At 38.9% G+C, this 20,438-nt stretch carries 17 protein-coding genes and 1 other RNA gene; 15 read left to right on the top strand and 3 right to left on the bottom strand.

The window, feature by feature from the left end; genetic code table 11:
* Together G7062_RS06660 and recU are read right to left on the bottom strand one after the other, a co-directional pair.
* Window positions 1–3,039: a transglycosylase domain-containing protein gene (locus tag G7062_RS06660; protein WP_166065138.1), complete on the bottom strand. Its 3,039-nt coding sequence runs from the start codon at window positions 3,037–3,039 to the stop codon at window positions 1–3.
* Window positions 3,040–3,041: 2 nt separating this feature from the next.
* On the bottom strand, window positions 3,042–3,617 hold the full coding sequence (gene recU / locus G7062_RS06665; RefSeq protein WP_166065139.1) for a Holliday junction resolvase RecU: 576 nt from the start codon (window positions 3,615–3,617) through the stop codon (window positions 3,042–3,044).
* Between the two features lie 127 nt (window positions 3,618–3,744).
* Between recU and G7062_RS06670 the strand changes: the two genes are divergently transcribed.
* From G7062_RS06670 to G7062_RS06710, 9 genes are all read left to right on the top strand, one after another.
* Window positions 3,745–4,062 (top strand): DivIVA domain-containing protein, encoded by a 318-nt coding sequence (locus G7062_RS06670; RefSeq protein WP_166065140.1) that lies wholly within the window; start codon window positions 3,745–3,747, stop codon window positions 4,060–4,062.
* Between the two features lie 7 nt (window positions 4,063–4,069).
* Window positions 4,070–4,400, top strand: an RNA gene (rnpB, locus tag G7062_RS06675) — RNase P RNA component class B.
* Between the two features lie 199 nt (window positions 4,401–4,599).
* Window positions 4,600–5,523 carry a RodZ family helix-turn-helix domain-containing protein gene (locus G7062_RS06680; protein ID WP_240915930.1) on the top strand — a complete coding sequence of 308 codons (924 nt, stop codon included), beginning with the start codon at window positions 4,600–4,602 and terminating at the stop codon, window positions 5,521–5,523.
* Complete coding sequence (gene pgsA / locus G7062_RS06685; RefSeq protein ID WP_166065141.1) at window positions 5,523–6,116, top strand: CDP-diacylglycerol--glycerol-3-phosphate 3-phosphatidyltransferase; 594 nt, start codon at window positions 5,523–5,525, stop codon at window positions 6,114–6,116. Before G7062_RS06680 ends, pgsA begins: the two co-directional genes overlap by 1 nt.
* 43 nt (window positions 6,117–6,159) lie before the next feature.
* A complete protein-coding gene (gene recA / locus G7062_RS06690) occupies window positions 6,160–7,179 on the top strand; it encodes a recombinase RecA (protein ID WP_166065142.1) in 1,020 nt (339 codons plus the stop codon).
* Between the two features lie 168 nt (window positions 7,180–7,347).
* Entirely contained in the window at window positions 7,348–8,904 is a 1,557-nt protein-coding gene (gene rny / locus G7062_RS06695; protein ID WP_166065143.1) for a ribonuclease Y, read from the top strand.
* On the top strand, window positions 8,904–9,668 hold the full coding sequence (locus G7062_RS06700) for a TIGR00282 family metallophosphoesterase (RefSeq protein WP_166065144.1): 765 nt from the start codon (window positions 8,904–8,906) through the stop codon (window positions 9,666–9,668). Before rny ends, G7062_RS06700 begins: the two co-directional genes overlap by 1 nt.
* Window positions 9,669–9,784: 116 nt before the next feature.
* Window positions 9,785–11,443: a ribonuclease J gene (locus tag G7062_RS06705; protein WP_166065145.1), complete on the top strand. Its 1,659-nt coding sequence runs from the start codon at window positions 9,785–9,787 to the stop codon at window positions 11,441–11,443.
* Window positions 11,444–11,458: 15 nt separating this feature from the next.
* A complete protein-coding gene (locus G7062_RS06710) occupies window positions 11,459–13,801 on the top strand; it encodes a DNA translocase FtsK (protein WP_166065146.1) in 2,343 nt (780 codons plus the stop codon).
* Between the two features lie 308 nt (window positions 13,802–14,109).
* Here the strand turns inward: G7062_RS06710 and G7062_RS06715 are convergent, their stop codons facing one another.
* Window positions 14,110–15,795, bottom strand: coding sequence for a proline--tRNA ligase (locus G7062_RS06715; RefSeq protein WP_166065147.1), 1,686 nt, complete (start codon window positions 15,793–15,795; stop codon window positions 14,110–14,112).
* 326 nt (window positions 15,796–16,121) lie between these two features.
* Here G7062_RS06715 and G7062_RS06720 point away from each other — a divergent pair, with 326 nt between their 5' ends.
* The 6 genes from G7062_RS06720 (at window position 16,122) to G7062_RS06745 (ending at window position 20,438) form a co-directional block, all read left to right on the top strand.
* Complete coding sequence (locus tag G7062_RS06720; protein ID WP_166066086.1) at window positions 16,122–16,334, top strand: YneF family protein; 213 nt, start codon at window positions 16,122–16,124, stop codon at window positions 16,332–16,334.
* Between the two features lie 35 nt (window positions 16,335–16,369).
* The gene (locus tag G7062_RS06725; RefSeq protein WP_166065148.1) at window positions 16,370–17,083 is read left to right on the top strand and encodes a biosynthetic peptidoglycan transglycosylase; all 714 of its coding nucleotides are present in this window, start codon (window positions 16,370–16,372) and stop codon (window positions 17,081–17,083) included.
* A 4-nt stretch (window positions 17,084–17,087) separates the two neighbouring features.
* Window positions 17,088–18,077 (top strand): tryptophan--tRNA ligase, encoded by a 990-nt coding sequence (trpS, locus tag G7062_RS06730; protein ID WP_166066087.1) that lies wholly within the window; start codon window positions 17,088–17,090, stop codon window positions 18,075–18,077.
* A gap of 83 nt (window positions 18,078–18,160) precedes the next feature.
* Window positions 18,161–18,565: a transcriptional regulator Spx gene (spx, locus tag G7062_RS06735; protein WP_166065149.1), complete on the top strand. Its 405-nt coding sequence runs from the start codon at window positions 18,161–18,163 to the stop codon at window positions 18,563–18,565.
* A 27-nt stretch (window positions 18,566–18,592) separates the two neighbouring features.
* Window positions 18,593–19,714, top strand: coding sequence for a tRNA 2-thiouridine(34) synthase MnmA (mnmA, locus tag G7062_RS06740; protein ID WP_166065150.1), 1,122 nt, complete (start codon window positions 18,593–18,595; stop codon window positions 19,712–19,714).
* Complete coding sequence (locus G7062_RS06745) at window positions 19,698–20,438, top strand: CPBP family intramembrane glutamic endopeptidase (protein ID WP_166065151.1); 741 nt, start codon at window positions 19,698–19,700, stop codon at window positions 20,436–20,438. The genes mnmA and G7062_RS06745 overlap by 17 nt, the downstream gene beginning before the upstream one ends.

Here is a 20,438-nt window from a genome sequence, read left to right on the forward strand (position 1 = left end):
TTAATCAATCTTTAATGTAACGCTTCCACCGAATCGGTCGCTCATTCTGAATGAGTTTACGGTTTCGCCTCCAAAGATGAAGCCGGTGATGATTTTATCGTCATCAGCTGCTGGATTTGATGGTGCTACCATCGTTCCAAATGATTGTCGGAATTGTCCAACAGTGAGTGCTCCATCAGCGCTTATTTGGTAATCACTAACATCAACAGTAAGTTTAAGTCCTAGAAGTTCTTGTGGTTTGTAGGACTTACCACTTGGATCAGGAGTCAATGATCGGATTGTCGCATAATCGACTGTATTGTCAACTGTATAATTCACAGTTGGTGTTGGAATTTTATTTGCATTAACCCATTGCATGAACTCTCCAAGAGAACGTCCAACAAACGATGGGGCAGTGACACTATTATCCTTTGTTGCTTCAATCGATAAGATAGATTCGCGAGGGCTTGATTTCTTGCCAGATTTATCAAACGTGTAGTAAGAAACAACTTTAATCTCTGATTTGATCGTCGGATCAACTTTAATGTCAAATGCCTGGATATTCTTATCGTCCATTTTTTCTTCGACAAGTACGCCGTTGACATAAACTTCAGATTTATAGCGTACAGCTCCAAAGATCCAAGCTTCATCATAGATTTTTCCACCTGGAATCGTGTAGGTACCTCCACCCGGATATGTGACGGTTAGGTCTCGATTGTCGGAAGCGGTAACTTTTGTTTCATCTGGGTAAGGATCCATTGTAACTGTTAATTTAACATCTGCACCATTTTGTGTATGTGCTAGTTTAGGATTTGAAGCAAGTTCTAGAAGTTCTTGTGGTTTTGCTTCTGTTAATTTAGCATACTTGGATAGAATATATCCAGTTGATACAAGTTCTGGATCCATATCAGCAACAGGGGATTGGTAAGGGAATGGACCCTTTATGTGTGAAATTTGTACAACATCACCCGGTACTGCAAGATCATAACCTGGACCATATGAGTCATATAAGACATCGAGTAGGTAACTGTTAAGTTCGCCTGGGATGTTTAGATCTTTTTGGTAATTATCAAACCATGAGTTTTCATCACTCTCATCAAATCCAGCCCATGTTGCGATTGTAAATTGATCTGTGGCAGCAATCATGAGGCGTGATTTCGAGCTATAAGCTGGAACACCAATATGAGCAGCTGATTCAGCATCCCACTCATTGGTACCTGTTTTTCCAAAAGTAGTGTAACTTCTCATTAGGGGTTGAGTATATGAGTTGGTATTGCTATCTACAACGTATTTCATACCGCGAGTCGCCATATAAGCTGCTCCTGGTGATAATGCTTGAGTTGGTGTGCTATCTGGATAATATGGTTCACGACCATCTTCAAACTCGATGCGACGAACTGTATGAGGTTTATTGTATTTACCTTCATTGAACAGTGCACCTGTTGCTGCGGCCATTTGTGCAGGTGTTAATTTGAATGAATCGTTTCCGATTGCATAAGGCCAACCAAAGTTATCTTCATTATAAGGTAACCCAAGATTTTCAAAATACTTCATGTATCCGTCATATCCGAGTGTATCTTGCACATCTAAGAAGGCTTTAATTGCGGGAATATTACGTGAATCACCAATTGCGCGGTTTAAAGGAATTTGTCCTTCGTAGCGGTCATCATAGTTCTTTAAGATTAAACCATTTGCTTCAATAGGGACATCCTCAATGATGTGGTCGGTTGCCCAACCTAGATATTCAAAGGCTGGAGCATAGCTGACAACGGGTTTCATTGTCGATGCCGGCTGTACAGCGATGCGTGTAGCGCGGTCGTTTAGAAGCGCTGCATTTCGATCGTAACCACCAAATGTTCCTATGATTTCACCAGTTTGGTTGTTTACAACTGCAGAACCAATTTGAACCTTTGTAGGTTTGTCATATCCGTAATCATAGTTCAAGTAATCAACTTCTCGGTTTTGAACTTTATCAATGCTTTCTTGTACATCAACATTCATCGCGGTGTAAATGCGCATTGGTGTTGTTGCTGGATTGAGACCTGTCAAATCTTCGACTTCTTTGTAGACTGCATCAATATAAGCTTGATACGGAAGATCAGGGCTAAGTCCTGTTGATTTATCAGAGAGTAGGTCTTCGATTTTTACATTTTTTGACAATTCGTATTCTTCATCTGATATGTATCCGTGATAGTGCATTAAGTACAACACATTTTGTGTTCGCTCATTTGCAAGTTTTAAAGATGAATATGGTGAATAAGCAAATGGGGCATTAATAACACCGGCCATAAATGCAGACTCAACAGTATTTAAATCGGAAGCTGATTTTCCAAAGTAAGCTTGGGATGAATTCTCAACACCTACGATATTATTACCAGCACCAAAATCAATGCGATTCAAATATAGTTCCAAAATTAACTTTTTACTCAATACACCCGTACTTTCAAGGTGTTGCGCCAGGTAGATTTCTTGGACCTTACGGCTAATGCCACTCGATCCGCCTTCAACAGCAATAACTTCACCACCATCTGAACCGTCATTCATAAAGACGGTGTTTTTAATTAACTGCATGGTAAAGGTAGAACCACCTTGACCAAAAGATAGGCTTCCTGACTTCAATGAGTCAAGAACGTTTTCGATTGCCGCTTTGGTAAAACGGGGAATATCAAAACCGTTATGTTCGAAGAATCGAGAGTCTTCGGTTGCAACAAAAGCATCGATTAAAGATGTTGATAGTTCATCATATGAAATGTTTTCACGCTTCTTAATACCTGCGTTATGTATTTCAACACCATCTTCATCGCCATCCGCTGCATAAATTTTCGAGTTTGCCATGGAAATGAAATCTTCTGTTGTGTAATTTTGTGTTTTGGAAATCTGGTTTGCGGCATAAATTCCTACGACACCTGTGACTAAAACTGCACTTGCAGTAATAAAAATAAGGATTGATGCTACAATGCGGGCACCACGATGAGGACCCTTAGGTTTCTTTTTCTTTGGTGTAGGCTTTGGATTTGAAGGTTTCTTCATTTCCATCGTTTTATCATTCTTCTCAGTCATAATTACTCCTTTTTATATACAGATGCGATAACCTCAAGGTAATCACATGGTATTTGGTACGACGTTGTAATTCGATGACCACTTGCTTGAATCCAAGTAAATGGTAACGAACGCACTTCCTTATCAGCAATATATGCCAACAGTTCTTGTGCGAAAATTAAATAGGTTTCATCAAATGCATTAAAACGTATAATGAGGAATGCGACTGCGCCATGCTCATGGACTGCTTTAATATGGTCGATCTGATGTTGGTGCAGAGCTGTAAGAGGAAAAAGTGTTTTATTCTTCGTCTCTTTGGCTTCAAAGTCAAGGGCTAAACCCTTCCAAACACCTTGATAATCCGTTGTTGATGCTTGCCGGAAGTATGCTTCCGTTATCTTCGCTTTATTACGCGATGGATAGTCAACATTAACAATTTGGATGGGTGTTGGTTTTTTATGAACAACAGCCTTGTTCTTTATGAGGTAGTGATCGTTGGTTGCGTTTATATCTTCTTCCAAACTCATCCCACGACGACTTGTTATTCCAGACCCTTTGGGTTTCTGGTATCCTTTTTTTCCACTCGGATATTGTATCATTGTATCACCAACGATATTATACTATAAATACACACAAATATCATACACTTGAAATATGGGAAGTTTTGGTTAACGTATGCTTGAAGAAGTGTACCAATTTTGAGATAATAGACGAGAGGTGAATAATATGGCACAAAAACTAACGACAGATGCTATCTTGGGTAAAGAATTCAATATTGATTTTAAGGGGTATAGTGCTGTCGAGGTTGATCAATTTCTCGATGATGTTATGCAAGATTACGAATTTTTCGAGGGTATCATTAAAGAACAAAAGGAATTGTTGGACCGTTATGAAGAGTCATTAGCCCAACAACGTCGCATGTTATTAGAACATGAAGGCAAAAATCGCGCACAAAGCGAACAAGCACCAAGTCAGTTTAGCCACGTTGATATATTAAAACGTGTTTCACGCTTGGAAGAAGCGGTTTTTAATACAAAAGAATAATAGGAATACACGAAAGATAATCGCTGCATTTAATGTGTAGAGGAAAGTCCATGCTCGCACCACCTGTGATGGTGGTAGTGTTTGTGTTCGACAAAAAAATAAGTCGAAGCATAGAGGCATCTATGACGGCAGACCAAATCCCTAAGGGAAACTATGGGAGGCGGCTTGAAAGTGCCACAGTGACGAAGTCCCTTTCGAAAGACTGGGAGTGGAACGAGGTAAACCCCATAAGCGAGAAACCCAAATTTGGTAGGGGAACTGGCACTATCGAATCAAAGAGATGTGCCGGACGTCTATGACGTAGATAAATGATTATCGCAACAGAACATGGCTTATTGAGTGTATATGCATCATATTATGTAGGAGAAACTTAAATCTTAAGTGTTAGATTTAAGTTTTTTTCTTTGATACTACTTTGGAATTCGAGTACTCTTTTTTAATATTTTTTCTTACGTTGTAAAATCGTTAAGACATTGATATAATCAACATGTATGAATGTGTTAAAAACTGCAGTTATTTAAGGAAGGTGAGTACATCTTGGAAAAAATCGGTTTAATTTTAAAAGAAAGACGTCTTGAATTGGGTTACACCCTTGAAGACATGAGTTCCAAAACAAAACTCTCGACAATCCAGCTGAACGCAATTGAAGAGGGAAACATTCAGTTTTTTAAAGATGATTTATCGTATTTAAGTTATTTTGTTCGTTATTACGCGAATGCATTAAATATTAATTATGATGAATTACGATTAGAACTTGATAATACAATTAATGCTTATACAGATTCTGTATCCTTATCACAAATTCAAAAACAAGATGAAATCACATCAAATGTAAAAAAGAAAGCAAATTCTTCAAATCGCGGCCCTTCAACGACAATGAAGCGTGCGAAAAGACCGTTGAAAATGGATGTTCCAACAATCGGTTTACTGGTATTGGCAATCGCAATCTTAGTATCTATGGTTTATGTAGGAATTAAGTACGTTGGGCCAATGCTTGCAAATCGCGATGACGATCCAATTCAAAAGCCTGAAATATCCATTCCTGGAACTGAAAAACCAGGTGAAGGTGAAGCAGAAAAACCTGAAGAGAAACCAACCGAGCCCGAAAAACCAACCAGCGAATTGGTCGTTAAGAAAATTGATGAAACCAATTATGAAATTTCAGGATGGAAAGAGGGGGCTGATACGACCTTCGAGTTTCAATTTGTAAATGCGTCATGGATGAGTTTCATGGAAGATGGCAACCTTATGCCAACTCCTAACCAAGCTGTATACGAAGCAGGATCAAATGCGAAAGCAATTGTTAAGGCTTCAAAAGGCAAGGTTTTTGATGCTAACTTTGGAAATATAAACGGAAATACAATTAATTTAAATGGCGTAAAAGTTGAAATTGATCCTGCAATTGCTACTACTGATGTTGCGACTTTGACTTTTAAATTTGTAGAAGGAGCAACGAATTAATGAATATTGCAAATAAACTTACTGTATTTAGAATTATTTTAATTCCCGTAATTGTCCTGGTAGAGTTTTTTCCCTACAGCCAATTAGGAATATCAATGCCGTATCTCACGGTTGAACATGTAACTTTGAGTGTTAAAAATATCGTGGTATTGGTGCTCTTTATTGTTGCATCATTTACAGACTTCCTTGACGGATACCTCGCCCGCAGTAAAAACATGATTACAGTTTTTGGAAAGTTCTTAGATCCAATTGCTGATAAACTTCTTGTAAACACATTGTTTATTATTTTCGCAGCTCAAGGTGTTGTTCCAATCATTGCTGTTATTGTGATGATTTGGCGTGATACGATTGTTGATGCGGTACGAATGCTTGTGTCACAGCGTGGTATGGTCATGGCGGCAGGATATTTGGGTAAAGTGAAGACTGTTGCTCAAATGGTTGCGATAATTTTTGTTTTGATGAATAACTTACCATTTGAATTGTTTGGTTTACCTGTTGCATCAATCATGGTTTGGTTTGCAACATTAATGTCAGTATTAAGTGGCGCGTCTTATTTAATACAAGCACGCTCTTATCTAACAGAAAGTATGTAGGAAAACAGGCTGTCAATGAGTACTGTGAACTAGAGGAGACATTATGGAAAAAGAAAAAAGAGATAAAATTCTTGATGATACAATAAAACAAATTGAGAAACAATTTGGTAAAGGTTCAATCATGAAATTGGGTGATCGTTCTGGTGTTGATGTTGATGCAATCAGTTCGGGTTCGTTAAGTCTTGATGCCGCTTTAGGTATCGGTGGCTATCCAAAAGGGAGAATCATTGAAATATACGGTCCTGAATCAAGTGGTAAGACAACCCTTGCATTGCACGCAATTGCACAAGTGCAAAAAACTGGTGGAAAAGCAGCTTTTATTGATGCTGAGAATGCAATTGATCCAATCTATGCCCAAAATCTCGGCGTTAACATTGATGAACTTATTTTGTCACAACCGGATTCTGGTGAGCAAGGTCTTGAAATCGTCGATGTTCTTGTTAGAAGTGGTGCTGTTGATTTAATCGTTATTGATAGTGTAGCGGCACTTGTTCCGCAAGCGGAACTTGATGGCGAGATGTCTGATGCTCAAGTTGGACTCCAAGCTCGTATGATGTCAAAAGCAATGCGTAAACTATCGGGTGGTATGAATCGCGGTAACTGTACTGCAATCTTCATTAACCAACTTCGTGAAAAAGTCGGAATTATGTTTGGGAACCCTGAGACAACACCGGGGGGCCGTGCTTTGAAGTTTTACTCTTCAGTTCGTTTGGATATTCGTCGTTCAGAACAAATCAAACAAGGAACTGACATCGTCGGTAATAAAACAAACATCAAAGTCGTAAAGAATAAAGTTGCTCCACCTTTCAAGGCTGTTCAAGTGGAAATAATATATGGTAAAGGAATTAGTTATATCGGTGAGGTCATTGATTTGGGTGTCCAGTACGATATTATTAACAAAAGCGGCTCATGGTACTCATATAAAGATGAAAAAATTGGGCAAGGACGTGAAGCGGTTCGATCATTCTTAGAAGACAATCCAAAACTTCAAGAAGAGATTGCTTTACAAGTTCGTAATATCATACTTCCTGAAAAAACACCAACGGAAGTTAAAGAAGCATAATCATTTATAGAGAGGGTTCTTCGGAATCCTCTTTTTTATGAATGAATGAATGTGTTTTCAGTTGTGTGAAAGCCTTTTACAATAGTTGTTGTGAAAGTTCGTAAAATAAAGTATTATATATATGTTAGGTAACTAACGATTAAACATTTAAAGAAGGTAGGGACTATAATGACTAATACAGTATTATATTCCATCATTACCGGTATAGTAGTGTTTGTTGTGATGATTATTGCGATGTTCATCATTAACAAACAAGGATTAAATCGCTCTAAAGAACAAGCGAATTCAATAATTAACGAAGCTAAAGAAAAAGCAGAGACAACAACGCGTCAAGCACAATTAGAAGCAAAGACGCACGCTTATGAAATTAAACTTAACGCTGAACGTGAAGCACAAGAACAGCGTTTGGAACTCCAAGAATTTGAAAGCAAATTGGAGCGCCGAGATGAAAATTTAAATATGCGAGATGCCAACTTAGTTTCCAAGGATAAGGAATTGTTGGATAAACAACGTGATTTAGAAGTGAAGAATTCCAAACTGGAAAAGATGGAGCAAGCAATCAATGAACGCACAGAAGTTCAATTACAAGAACTCGAACGTGTTGCATCGATGCCTGCATCAGAAGCAAAAAGCGAACTTTTTGAAATCGTTGAAAAGCAAATGGAACAAGAAGTTCTATCATATATTAAGGATCAAGAGGAAACTGCTCGCCAAAGAGCAGATGACATCGCACGTAATATAATTTCTCTTGCAATCTCAAGATATGCTCAAGAAGAAACAACACAACGTACATCTTCAACGGTATCATTACCAAGTGAAGAGATGAAGGGTCGTATTATTGGTCGAGAAGGACGTAATATTCGTGCATTTGAAAATGCAACGGGTGTTGACTTGCTAATTGACGATACACCAGAGGTTATCACTTTATCCTGTTTTGATCCGATTCGCCGTGAAATCGGTCGTATGGCATTAGAAACATTGATGTCTGATGGTCGCATTCAACCTGGTCGCATCGAAGAAGCAGTGGATAAAGCACGTAAAGAATTAAATGTTATTATACAAAAAACAGGCCAAGATACATTGTTTGAGTTAGGCATCAGTAAAATGGACAAGGAAATTGTTCATGTATTGGGTCGATTGAAATATCGTTATTCGTACGGACAAAATGCATTGGCTCACAGTGTTGAGGTTGCAAACTTAGCTGGCATGATGGCAGCTGAACTCGGCCTCAATCAAAAACTTGCCAAGCGTGCAGGTCTCTTACATGATATTGGTAAAGGACTTGATTTTGAACTAGAAGGTTCACACGTTGAATTGGGCGTACGTTTGGCTAAAAAGCATAATGAACATCCCGTTGTCATTAATGCAATTGCAAGTCACCATGGGGATACAGAAGCAACCAGTGCCATTGCAGTGTTAGTCGCAGCAGCGGATACATTAAGTGCTGCGCGTCCAGGTGCTCGGTTTGAATCCTTTGAAAGTTATATTCAACGTCTTGAAGACTTGGAAGCAGTGGCGTCAACCCGTGATGGTGTTCAACGTGCATTTGCAATTCAAGCAGGTCGTGAACTTCGCGTCATTGTTGTTCCTGATGATGTCGACGATCTCGGTACCATAAAGATGGCACGTGAAATTCGTGAAGAGATTGAAGAAAAATTAACCTATCCTGGACAAATCAAAGTTACGGTTATTCGTGAACTTAGAGCCATGGAGTTAGCAAAATAATGCGAATTCTCTTTATTGGGGATATCGTAGGAGCAAGTGGTCGACAAATTGTTGTCGACCACTTATCCATGATAAAGGAACAACACAATATCGATTTCACAATTGCCAACGGCGAAAACAGTGCCCATGGTAAAGGAATTACAAAGAAGATTTACAATCAACTCACAAATGCGGGAATTGAGTGCGTAACGATGGGAAATCATACGTTTGCAAAGCGCGAAATCTTTGATGATTACGATGATTGCCCAAATTTACTCGTGCCTGCAAATATAGAACCGGTTGACTTTGGAAACTATTATAAGATTTTTGAAGTCAAAGGGAAGAAAATTTGTGTTGCAAATATGTATGGTGAAGCATTTATGAATCGCGTGGGTGGCAGCCCATATCCATACATGGATGCGCTTCTTGAAGAGACTACTGCTGATTATTACTTTGTTGATTTTCATGCTGAGTCAACAAGCGAGAAAATGCTTTTCGCATATGTGTATGAGAATGACATTAACGCTGTGGTCGGAACCCATACTCATGTTCAAACAGCCGACGAACGATTGATTGGTCGTGTTGCCTATATTACGGATGTAGGGATGTGTGGGGCTAAAGAGAGCATAATCGGACGTGATGTTGAGGAATTGTATCGTAACGTCATCCTCGCTGAGAAAACACGTTATACTGTTGCGTTAGGTGAAGCGTTCTTGAATGCAGTCATCATTGATGTCGATGATGAGACAATGGAGTCTACCGCAATTACACGACTTGTAATTTAGTGAAAATACCAAGCCCGTCTTGGTATTTTTTAATGAAGTAAATTGCAATCTAGTGTATAATAGTACTAATGAGTTCTAACTTTTAAAACTTAATATAAAATGAAGGAGATTTTTTTATGGAAAAAATTAGATTTCTCGCGTTGGGAGGACTCGATGAAGAAGGTAAAAACCTATCAATCATTGAAATCGACGACGAGATATATGTTATTGAAGCGGGTATAAAGTATCCGCGCACAGAACAACTGGGGGTTGAAATTGTAATCCCTGATATGTCTTATTTAAAAAAGAATAAGAAACGTGTTAAAGCTGTTTTTATTACTCAAGGTCATGATGATGTTATGGGAGCGTTGCCGTACTTAATTCGCGAGGTTAATGCACCAATTTATACCACACCATTAATTGCCTTGATGATTGAGGATATGCTTAAAGAGAATCGCATTAAGAATGCAACTATCTTCAGAATCAAACGCGACAGTCGTTTTAAAATTGACAGTCGCCAATGTATTTCTTTTGGTGTTACACACTCAATTCCGGATTCTTTTGGAATTGCCATTGATACAGATCAAGGGTACATTGTTCATGCAAGTGAGTTTATGATTGACTTTAACATTCAAAGTCGTGGCTTTACTACAGATGTTGCGAACATCTCGGAGATTGGTAAAAAGGGTGTATTCTTACTAACTGCTGAATCTGTTTACGCCAAGCGTGAAGGATTTACATCACCAAACCACCGTGTTGGTCGCCGTTTGGAACGTGCTTTTGAAGCAACAGATAACCGTATCTTGGTGACACTGTACGAACAAAACATTTTCCGCTTAATCGAAGTTATCGAGATGGCACAGAAATTTGGGCGTAAAGTTTATTTCTATGGTGATACACAACGTCGTTTACTCACGCACTTGGATAAACTCAATTACTTTAGAATGCCTAAAGGCCTTGAAGTAAAACATGCTGACTTTAAAAACGATGCAGAAAAAATTGTTGTAATTGTCTCAGATGTTGGACCCAATGTGTTCCGTAAAATGGCGCGTATTGCTATGGGTGAAGACCAAATTATTGATATCCGTGAAACAGACAGTGTTATTGTTGCATCACCCGAAGTTCCTGGGACTGAGGCTGAAGCGGGACTCATGGTCAATGAGCTCTACAAAGATGGTGTTGCAGTTACTTCGATGAGCTACAAAGAAGTGTTTGCGATGCATGCCTCAATTGAAGACTTGAAAATGATGATTTCACTATTGAAACCAAAATACTATGTTCCGGTAAAAGGTGATTATCAAAACTTGGTGGCAAACGCCAGTGTTGCTATCGATATGGGAATTAGCGCTGCAAACATCGTGATTCTAGATAATGGGCAAGTTGCTGAGTTCCAAGATGGACGCTTAAAATCAACTTCAGAAATTATTAAACTTGAAGATGTACTCATCGACGGTAAAGATCATCTTGATACATCTGGACTTGTTCTACGCGATCGCCAAATTCTTGCAACAGATGGTGCGATTATCGTGGGTGTCGTCATCAACAATCGTACAAAAGAAGTGTTGGGTGGACCAGATATTCAATCTCGTGGTGTTATTTATCTTAAGGATGCCGATAATATCATGAAAGAAGTCGGAACACTCTTAGAAAACACGATTAGCAAGCTTGTAAAAGAAAAGAAATACTCGAATATTGATGCGCGTAATGATGCGCGTGATTTGATCTCAAAATACATATTTAAACAAACAGGGAAACGTCCAATGATTCTTCCTGTAATAATTGAAATTCACGTTTGATAGGGGGCTGTGGATGTGACTTCCAAAAAGAAAAAGAAAACTAAAGCAAGTATACAAAAACAAAAAGAACTTATACGATTTATATCGGCAATTGTAGTCATCGGACTATCGCTGGTCGCTAATTTTCGTTATGGTCTTGTTGGTGAGATACTTGACAATACGATGCGTGTTATCATCGGGGAGTATACATTACCTTACTACATTCTAATTATCGCAATTGCCGGATTGTTACTTATAAAGCCTGAGAGTTTTAAGAAGTCAGGAAAGTTCTGGTCTGGTATTGCATTGATTTTTATGGCAATGATTCTCGTTCTTTCATTATCATTTGATGTAAATCTTGTTGGAATGAATGTTATCTCATCATTCTTTAGTGACATACCAAAAATATTTGCAAGTGTCGACTTTCCGGCACGGGGAGGGCTCATGGGAGCAATTCTCTATGGCGGTCTCTCTTACTTGCTTGATCGTGGTGGTGTTATTATTTTCATCGTCGTTTTCGCGATGGTTGGCCTTGCATTGTTGATTACGCCAGCGCGCATGTTGGAGTCGGCGAGCAAAGGAAGCGAAAAGACAAGTTCTTTCTTTGAAAAACGAAAAGAAGCACGTCGAATGCGAAAAGAAGAAAAAGAACGACAAGCTTTTGATGCACTGATAGAAGCAGATTTTGCGGAGTCGAGTGAACCAGTAAAAGCCGGTTTCTTGTCTTTGGATGATGCCGAACGCATTGAGATACCTAAGATTCAAAAGAAATCGTCACTTTTTATGTCCATCGATGAGGGTCAACCGACTCAAAATCACATTGAAACTAGCGATGAAGTGAGTGTCGATGTGATGACACCGGAAATTGTTGATGAAATCACGTTACCTTCCCAAACTGAGACACAACTGCGTGAGTTGGGTGACAAGGACAACCGTCCAAGTTCGTATGAGAAATATCGAATTCCCGCAGTAAGTAATTTGGATTCAAGTCGTGGAAGTACAATTTCTGCTGCAAACAAACGAAGTGCTGAAGAACGCGGTGAGCGCTTAATTTCGGTGCTTAAACAATTTGGAATTGAGTCATCTTTAATGGATACTCATATTGGTCCTGCGGTTACAAAATTTGAAATTAAACCAGATAGCAATGTTAAAATATCGAAGATTTCTTCAATTCAAGACAACCTCATGATGGAGTTGGCTGTGAAGACACTTCGTATCGAAGCACCGATTCCGGGTAAGTCTGCCGTTGGTATTGAAATCCCAAACGTCGAGATGATTCCAGTAAAAATGCGTGATGTTATTAACCAATCACCGACATTCACTGATCCAGACAACATTCAAGTCGCTTTGGGTAAGGACTTGATGGGAAAACCAATCACAGTTGCGTTGAACAAGATGCCTCACCTTTTGGTTGCTGGAGCAACTGGAAGTGGGAAGTCTGTGTGTATGAATTCGATTATTACATCCATACTTCTGACAAAAACGCCGGATGATCTTAAACTGCTTCTGATTGATCCTAAAAAGGTTGAATTTACGCCGTATACGAATATCCCACATTTGATTGGTCCTGTTATTTCAGACCCAATGCAAGCGTCGATGGCTCTTAAGGTCATTGTTGATGAAATGGAAACACGCTACGATCTCTTTTCAAAGGGCGGCGTACGAAACATCGGTTCTTACAATGAACAAATCAAGCTACATCCAGAAGAAGGGCGTCAACGTATGCCTTGGATTGTTGTTATTATTGATGAACTTGCTGACTTGATGGCCGTTGCTGGTAAAGATGTTGAGACAAGTATTCAACGTATTACTCAACTGGCTCGTGCTGCAGGAATTCACTTGATTGTTGCAACTCAAAGGCCATCTGTGGATGTTGTAACGGGAGTTATTAAGGCCAATATTCCTTCGCGAATTGCTTTTGCAGTTTCCAGTGCCATTGATTCGCGGACAATTCTTGATGCAACCGGTGCAGATAAACTTCTCGGCTATGGTGATATGCTTTATATTCCCATGGGTGAACCCAATCCAATCCGTGTTCAAGGTGTTTATGTTAGCGATGATGAGGTGCGTACAATCGCTGAAAAGGCGAGTGTGCAAGCCAAACCAAGGTTTGATGATGCGTTCATTCGTTTGGATGGTGTCGAAGGTAATAATGGGATGCTCTCATCCAATGAAGACCCCTTGTATGACGAGGCGTTTGACTTTGTTGTAATGGAGCAACGCGCATCAACATCACTGTTACAACGTAAGTTTAAAGTTGGTTATAACCGTGCTGCAAACCTAATTGATGCACTTGAACAAAACGGTGTAATCGGTCCTGCAAACGGAAGTAAACCCCGCGATGTCTACAAGAAACAAGATATTGAAATTATTGATTAATGTGAGCCACTCTTAACAGAGTGGTCTTTTAATGTTTGGTTTGACGTTTCATATATGATGTACTAAGATGGAGGTATCTCAAATATCCTATAGAATGGGGTGGATATATATGTTTTGGTATAGTGTCAGAGTATTATTTAATCTCATAGGCTTTGGTCTGTTTATATATGGGGCGTATGCTGCGTATTGTAATAGAAAAACATGGCGTATTATTTTCAATCTCATGTTTAGTTTATGGTTTCTCTATGACTTTATTTTGCTTTTAACCTAAAAAAAGGGATGCACATGTGCATCCCTTCATCGTAGTTCTAGAAATAAGATTTAACTTTGGTAAGAACATCTTCGCGATTGAGCTTAACTGCTTCTTCGCCTGATCGTTCTTTAAATTCAACTTGACCAGCATCCACATCACGACCAATTGTAATTCTCAATGGAATTCCAATAAGATCCATGTCATTGAATTTAACACCCGGGCGCTGGTTTCTGTCATCTAAGATAACTTCAATGCCTGCTGCTGTGAGCTCATCGTACATAGCGTTTGCATAAGCAACATGATCTTCGTTTTTTGTGTTAATCACAACAATGGCTACATGATACGGTGCCAATTGCATTGGCCAGACAATACCGTTCGCATCGTTGTTTTGTTCTACCACTGCAGCCAGACTTCGTCCAAGACCAATTCCATACGATCCCATATAAACATCTTGGAGCTTGTTGTTTTGATCGAGATAATCTAAGTTCATTGCTTGTGAGTATTTTGTTCCCAACTTGAATGTATTTCCTACTTCAATTCCTTTGGAGAATGTAAGTACACCTTTTCCTTCAGGGTTTGGATCGCCTTCTTTAACATTTGTTACATCAGCGATGTGTGTTGCTTCAAACTCAGAGTGATTGGCATTGATAAAGTGGTAATCATTTTCATTGGCTCCAATTGTAAAGTTTCGCAATCCGGCGATTTGTTGGTCCACAACAATGTCGATGGATAAACCGATGGGTCCAGCAAAACCAACAGCTGCGCCTGTGCTGCTCTGTACAGATTCGAAATCTGCAAGTTCAACCTCAGTTGCACCGTATAACTTACCAAGCTTTGTTTCGTTAACTTCACGATCACCCAAAACGCAAACTGCTACGAGCGCATCATCAACTTTATAAATTAGTGTTTTAACAAAACGTGTTACGGGTTGATTCAAGAAGGCCGAAACCTCTTCAATTGTTTTTGCATTTGGTGTATGGACTTTTTCACGAGGAAGTATTACTTCATCACTTTCAATGCGATTGATGTTTTCAGCTACTTCTAAATTACTTGCATAACCTGTCTCTTCACCAAGAACGAGAACATCTTCACCGATATCGGTGACTGCTTGGAATTCTTCCGAGAGTAAACCACCCATAATTCCAGTGTCAGCGCGCACAATTCGATAGTTAAGACCCATACGGTCAAAAATACGTTTGTATGCGTTAAACATCGCATCGTAAGAGCGATCAGCATCCTCAAGATTTGCATCAAATGTATATGCGTCCTTCATAACAAACTCACGTACACGAATCAATCCAAAACGTGGTCTGGCTTCGTCGCGGAATTTTGTTTGAAATTGGTACAAACTGAAAGGCATGTCCTTGTAAGAACGAATCTTCATTTGCGCGGCTTGCGCAAACAACTCTTCGTGTGTTGGGCCAAGAACAAAAGGCTTTTGAAAGCGATCTTTCAATGTGAACATGCTGGAACCAATAATGTCGCGTCGACCCGAAGCAATGTATACATCTTCTGGGATGAGGGTAGGCATGGTCATTTCTTGTGAATCAATGGCATTCATTTCCTCACGGATTATGGTTTCGATCTTATTTTTTACGCGTAATCCAAGTGGCATATACATGTAAACACCGGATGAACTCTTTTTGATGTATCCAGCCCTTACAAGTAAGTTTCCACTTGTTGAATCTTCATCTTTTACATCTTCTCGAATTGTGTAAAAGAAACTTTTGTTTAATTTCATAAGTCACCTCATTAATTTTCTTATATAGTATACCATGAAACGGTAAAAAGTGTGTTATAATATAGATGCCCAAAAGGATTAGTATTTTTCCGACACTTTGATATAAGGGAGTTCGGATGTGCCTTAGGTAGTGTGAAAGCTGGCTTGCCAGAATCCCAATCTTAAGACCAGGACACCCACCTGTAGTAAACAGGGACAATATCACACCTTTTGGGTTTTTATATGGATTCACAAGGTTCACTTGTGTTTATCGTGAAAAAAGTATAAAATGTAATCATAAACGTTATGTAAATAAGGATGGTGAAACCATGTTATATATTCTAGCAATGAACGAAACTCTTGCAAGTTTCCTATGGGTGCTTTTAGGAGCAGTCATTGGTGGTGTTGCTGCATTTTTCTTCACAAAGAGAATGTTTGAAAAACAATTAAAAGAAAATCCCCCAATTAATGAAAAGATGATTCGTGCAATGTACATGCAGATGGGACGTAAACCTTCTGAAGCACAGATTCGTCAAATTATGAAGTCGATGGGTCAATAGAAAAACACAGGCGACTGTGTTTTTTCTTAACAACAATGAAAAAATATATTAAACGAGGCATAATCGCTCTCATTGCGATTATCGTTCTCGTATGTGGGATAATTGTTTTTCGGGGGCATCAACAATACCTTGCGGTTATTAATGATAAAAGCCTTTCGGATACTGTTGATGCCGTCGAAAATAAACAAGAATTTGTACATCTTGATGCAATGAATCCCTTGTTTATCAGTGCAACGATAAATACTGAAGATTCGCGATTCTACACGCGGAAAGCGATCTTAGATTTTGAAGCTTTGGGAAGGGCGACACTTCAGAACTTGCGTGCAAAGTCGCTTGTCGAGGGTGCCTCAACAATTCCTCAACAAGTCGCAAAGAACTTGTATTTTGAAGAAACAACAACATTTACACGCAAAGTTGCTGAGTATTTTGTAACACGAGATTTGCTGCAGAATTACTCGAAAGATGAAATTCTTGAACTTTATTTGAATATGAACTATTACGGTGATGGATTCTATGGTATCTATGACGCCAGCTATGGATATTTTAAGGTTCATCCTAAAGATTTAAACGATGGGCAGGCGACGTTATTAGCAGGCCTACCACAAGCACCTTCTTATTATGCTCTGAGCACAAACTTTGAGGGTGCACGTGAACGTCAAAAACATGTATTATCACGCATGGTTGATGAAGGTATTATCACCCAACAACAGGCGGATGATATTTTCGCAATCAATGTATATGGAGGTTAAAATGATGAGAAAAAAAATGATTAGTGGTATTAAGCCAACCGCTCAACTGACACTAGGGAATTACATTGGAGCATTGCGTCCTTTTGTCTTGTCACAAGAGGAATACGATGTGAATGTATTTATTGCAAACTTGCACTGCATTACAATGCCAATTGATCCTGAAGAATTGGAAACAAACTTAAAAGATGTCCTTCTTTTCTATCTTGCGAGTGGATTGGATCCAAAACGATCCAATATTTTCTTACAAAGTGATATTCCAGAAATCGCACAATTGGGTTTTATTATGTCTTGCCTCACACCGATGGGCGAGTTGAATCGCATGACTCAGTTTAAAGATAAAAAGGATACCGGGATGTCACTAAGTGGTGGTTTCTATACATATCCAACATTAATGACTGCCGATATTGTGATTCATCAGGCGGATTTAGTTCCAGTTGGTGAGGACCAAAAACAACATGTTGAGCTTGCGCGCAATACTGCAGAAAGATTCAACAACCGTTTTGGTGAGACCTTTGTGATCCCAGAACCGGTGATTGCAAAAGTCGGCAGTAAAATTATGTCCTTACAAGATCCAACCAAGAAAATGAGTAAATCTGATAAAGAGGGCGAAAAAGGGGTTGTTTATCTTAAAGACGATCTTAAAGTCGCGCGTAAGAAGATTATGTCAGCGGTGACAGATAGCCTTGGTGTTGTCAAATATGATGTAGAAAATCAACCAGGCATCGCAAATCTCTTAACAATTTACGCAGCTTTAAAAAACATATCAATCAAGGAAGCAGAAGCTCAGTTTGTGGATGTCCAATATGGAACATTTAAGAAGGCAGTAGCAGATGTTGTCTGCGACGAGCTTGAAATGTTGCATGAAGGTTATGACAAATTTGCACAAGGTGGTTTCGTAGATGATGTATTACGACAAGGTGCCGACAAAATGCGACCAGGTGCACAGGCTATGCTTGATAAAGTTCAAAAGGCTATGGGGTTGGACTGGAAGTAAGACCTATAAAACCTAGTGTTAAAAAATGTCTTTCAATGTAACTAAATAAAGGCTATAATAATGATAATAAAAGGAGGTCACTTATGATAGTATTATATTCATCTCCTGGATGTGCGTCCTGCCGGAAGGTCCGTCAGTGGCTCAAGGATCGGAATTTGAAATTTATCGAAAAGAATATTTTTACGTCAGTTCTTAGCGATAAAGAAATCAAACATTTATTAATGCGTAGTGAAAATGGAACTGAGGATATTATTTCCAAACGTTCAAAAGTTATGCAAGAATCACAAGTTGATTTGGATGATTTGTCAATGAATGAGTTAATAATTTTCATTCAAAGACACCCTTCAATTTTAAAACGACCAATCGTTATGAATGAAAAAACATTCTTAGTGGGTTATGATGAAGAGGAAATCGATGCATTTCTTCCGTCTGAATTACGTAATATTCATCGGAAACCGTTTGACCCGCTTAGCGATAATAACGTGTAATTATAAAGAATTAGAAGGTTGATGATTATGAAAGTATTAGTAGGTTTATCAGGTGGGGTCGACAGTGCTGTCGCCGCTCACTTACTAAAGTCGCAAGGGCATGATGTCACTTGCGCTTTTATGCGTAATTGGGATTCATTTGCCAATAACGATATATTAGGGAATCCAACAATTTCCGATGATATGTGTTCACAAGAAGTCGATTATGATGATGCTATGCGTGTTGCTAAGCATCTTGGACTTCCATTGCTTCGTGTCGACTATGTCAAAGAATATTGGGATAATGTATTCTCTTTCTTCCTTGCGGAAACAGAACGCGGCCACACACCAAATCCGGACATTTTGTGTAATCGTTACGTTAAGTTTGATTCGTTTTATGATTTTATGGATAAAAACGGATTTGATATGTTAGCGACAGGTCATTATGCCATGACAAAAGACGGTAAAATGTTCCGAGCAGTTGATCAAAACAAGGATCAAACATATTTCTTGAGCCGTGTAAAACCAGAAGTCTTACCACGTGTTCTTTTTCCTTTGGGAGATTTAACGAAAGAAGAAGTTCGTAAAATTGCACTCTCATTGGATCTGCCCGTTGCTACAAAGAAAGATTCAACTGGTATTTGTTTCATTGGTGAAAGAGAATATCGTGATTTTTTGAAAAATTATCTTAAAGACTCTGAAGGCAGTATTGTTGATGTCGATACGGGTGTAGAAGTTGGGAAACATCAAGGAGTTATGTTTTATACCATTGGACAACGCCATGGATTAAACATTCATGCTTCTGTCGGTCCTTTTTTTGTTGTTGGTAAAGACTTATCAACCAATACAATTTATGTTGGAAAGGGTGCTGACCATCGCTTGCTTTTTGCTTCAGAAGCAGAAATTGCAGAAATGAATTGGTTTACCGATCGACAAAAAGAAGATATCGAATGTACGGCGAAGTTCCGATATCGCCAAAGTGATGTCAAAGTAAAAATTTCTTGGGTTGCAGATGATCGCATTCGTGTTACCATGATCGATGATGTTAAATCAGTAACACTGGGCCAAGAAGCTGTATTCTACCTTGGTGATGAAGTGTTAGGTGGTGGTCGTATTGACCGCGTATTTAACCTTGATGGCGAAGAGGTGAAGTATGACTCGAAATCCTAATATAGACGATCAAAAATTTAGATTTAGTTATATTCAAGCAATTTCACTTATCTTGTTTTACTTCTTTGGTATACAGTTTGTATTGCCACATATCGGACAATTTATCTCCGTACAGTTCTTTGGAATGGAGAGTGGTGTTCATCCGCAAATAATGATGGTGATTTATCTTACTAGTTTGATAACTGTTGTTGCAATCGTGCATAAGCCACTTGCGAAGAGCTGGCGACATTTCACAGCAACACCGCAAGTCATAAAGACTAATATTATAGAGATTCTTAAATCATGGGGATTGCTGTATTTGTTTACAATTGCGAGCAACCTTATTATCCAAATGATCTTGGGTCAATTCTCACAGTCAGGAAACCAATTAAGTGTCATTGAAAGTGTGAAAGAAGCGCCTGTACTTTACGGTTTCGCTGTAGTTGTCTTCGCACCGATTGTCGAAGAAATTGTATTTCGTGGTGCTCTGTATCAACAATTTCGTTCGCATACCTCATATAAAAAAGCAATTATCCTATCGTCTGTAATTTTCGGAGCGATTCATGTACTCCCACAAGTTGCACTTAGTGGTGATTTATTAGAATTTATCCATTTCATTCCTTATGCAGGGATGTCATTGTTTATGATTCGTGCTTTTGAAAAAACAGGTTCAATATTTGGCGCAATGTCTGTACATTTTCTTAATAATGCATTAGGATTAATTCAAATACTATTTCTATTATAA

Source organism: Erysipelothrix sp. HDW6C, from assembly GCF_011299615.1.
Lineage (GTDB): Bacteria > Bacillota_I > Bacilli_A > Erysipelotrichales > Erysipelotrichaceae > Erysipelothrix.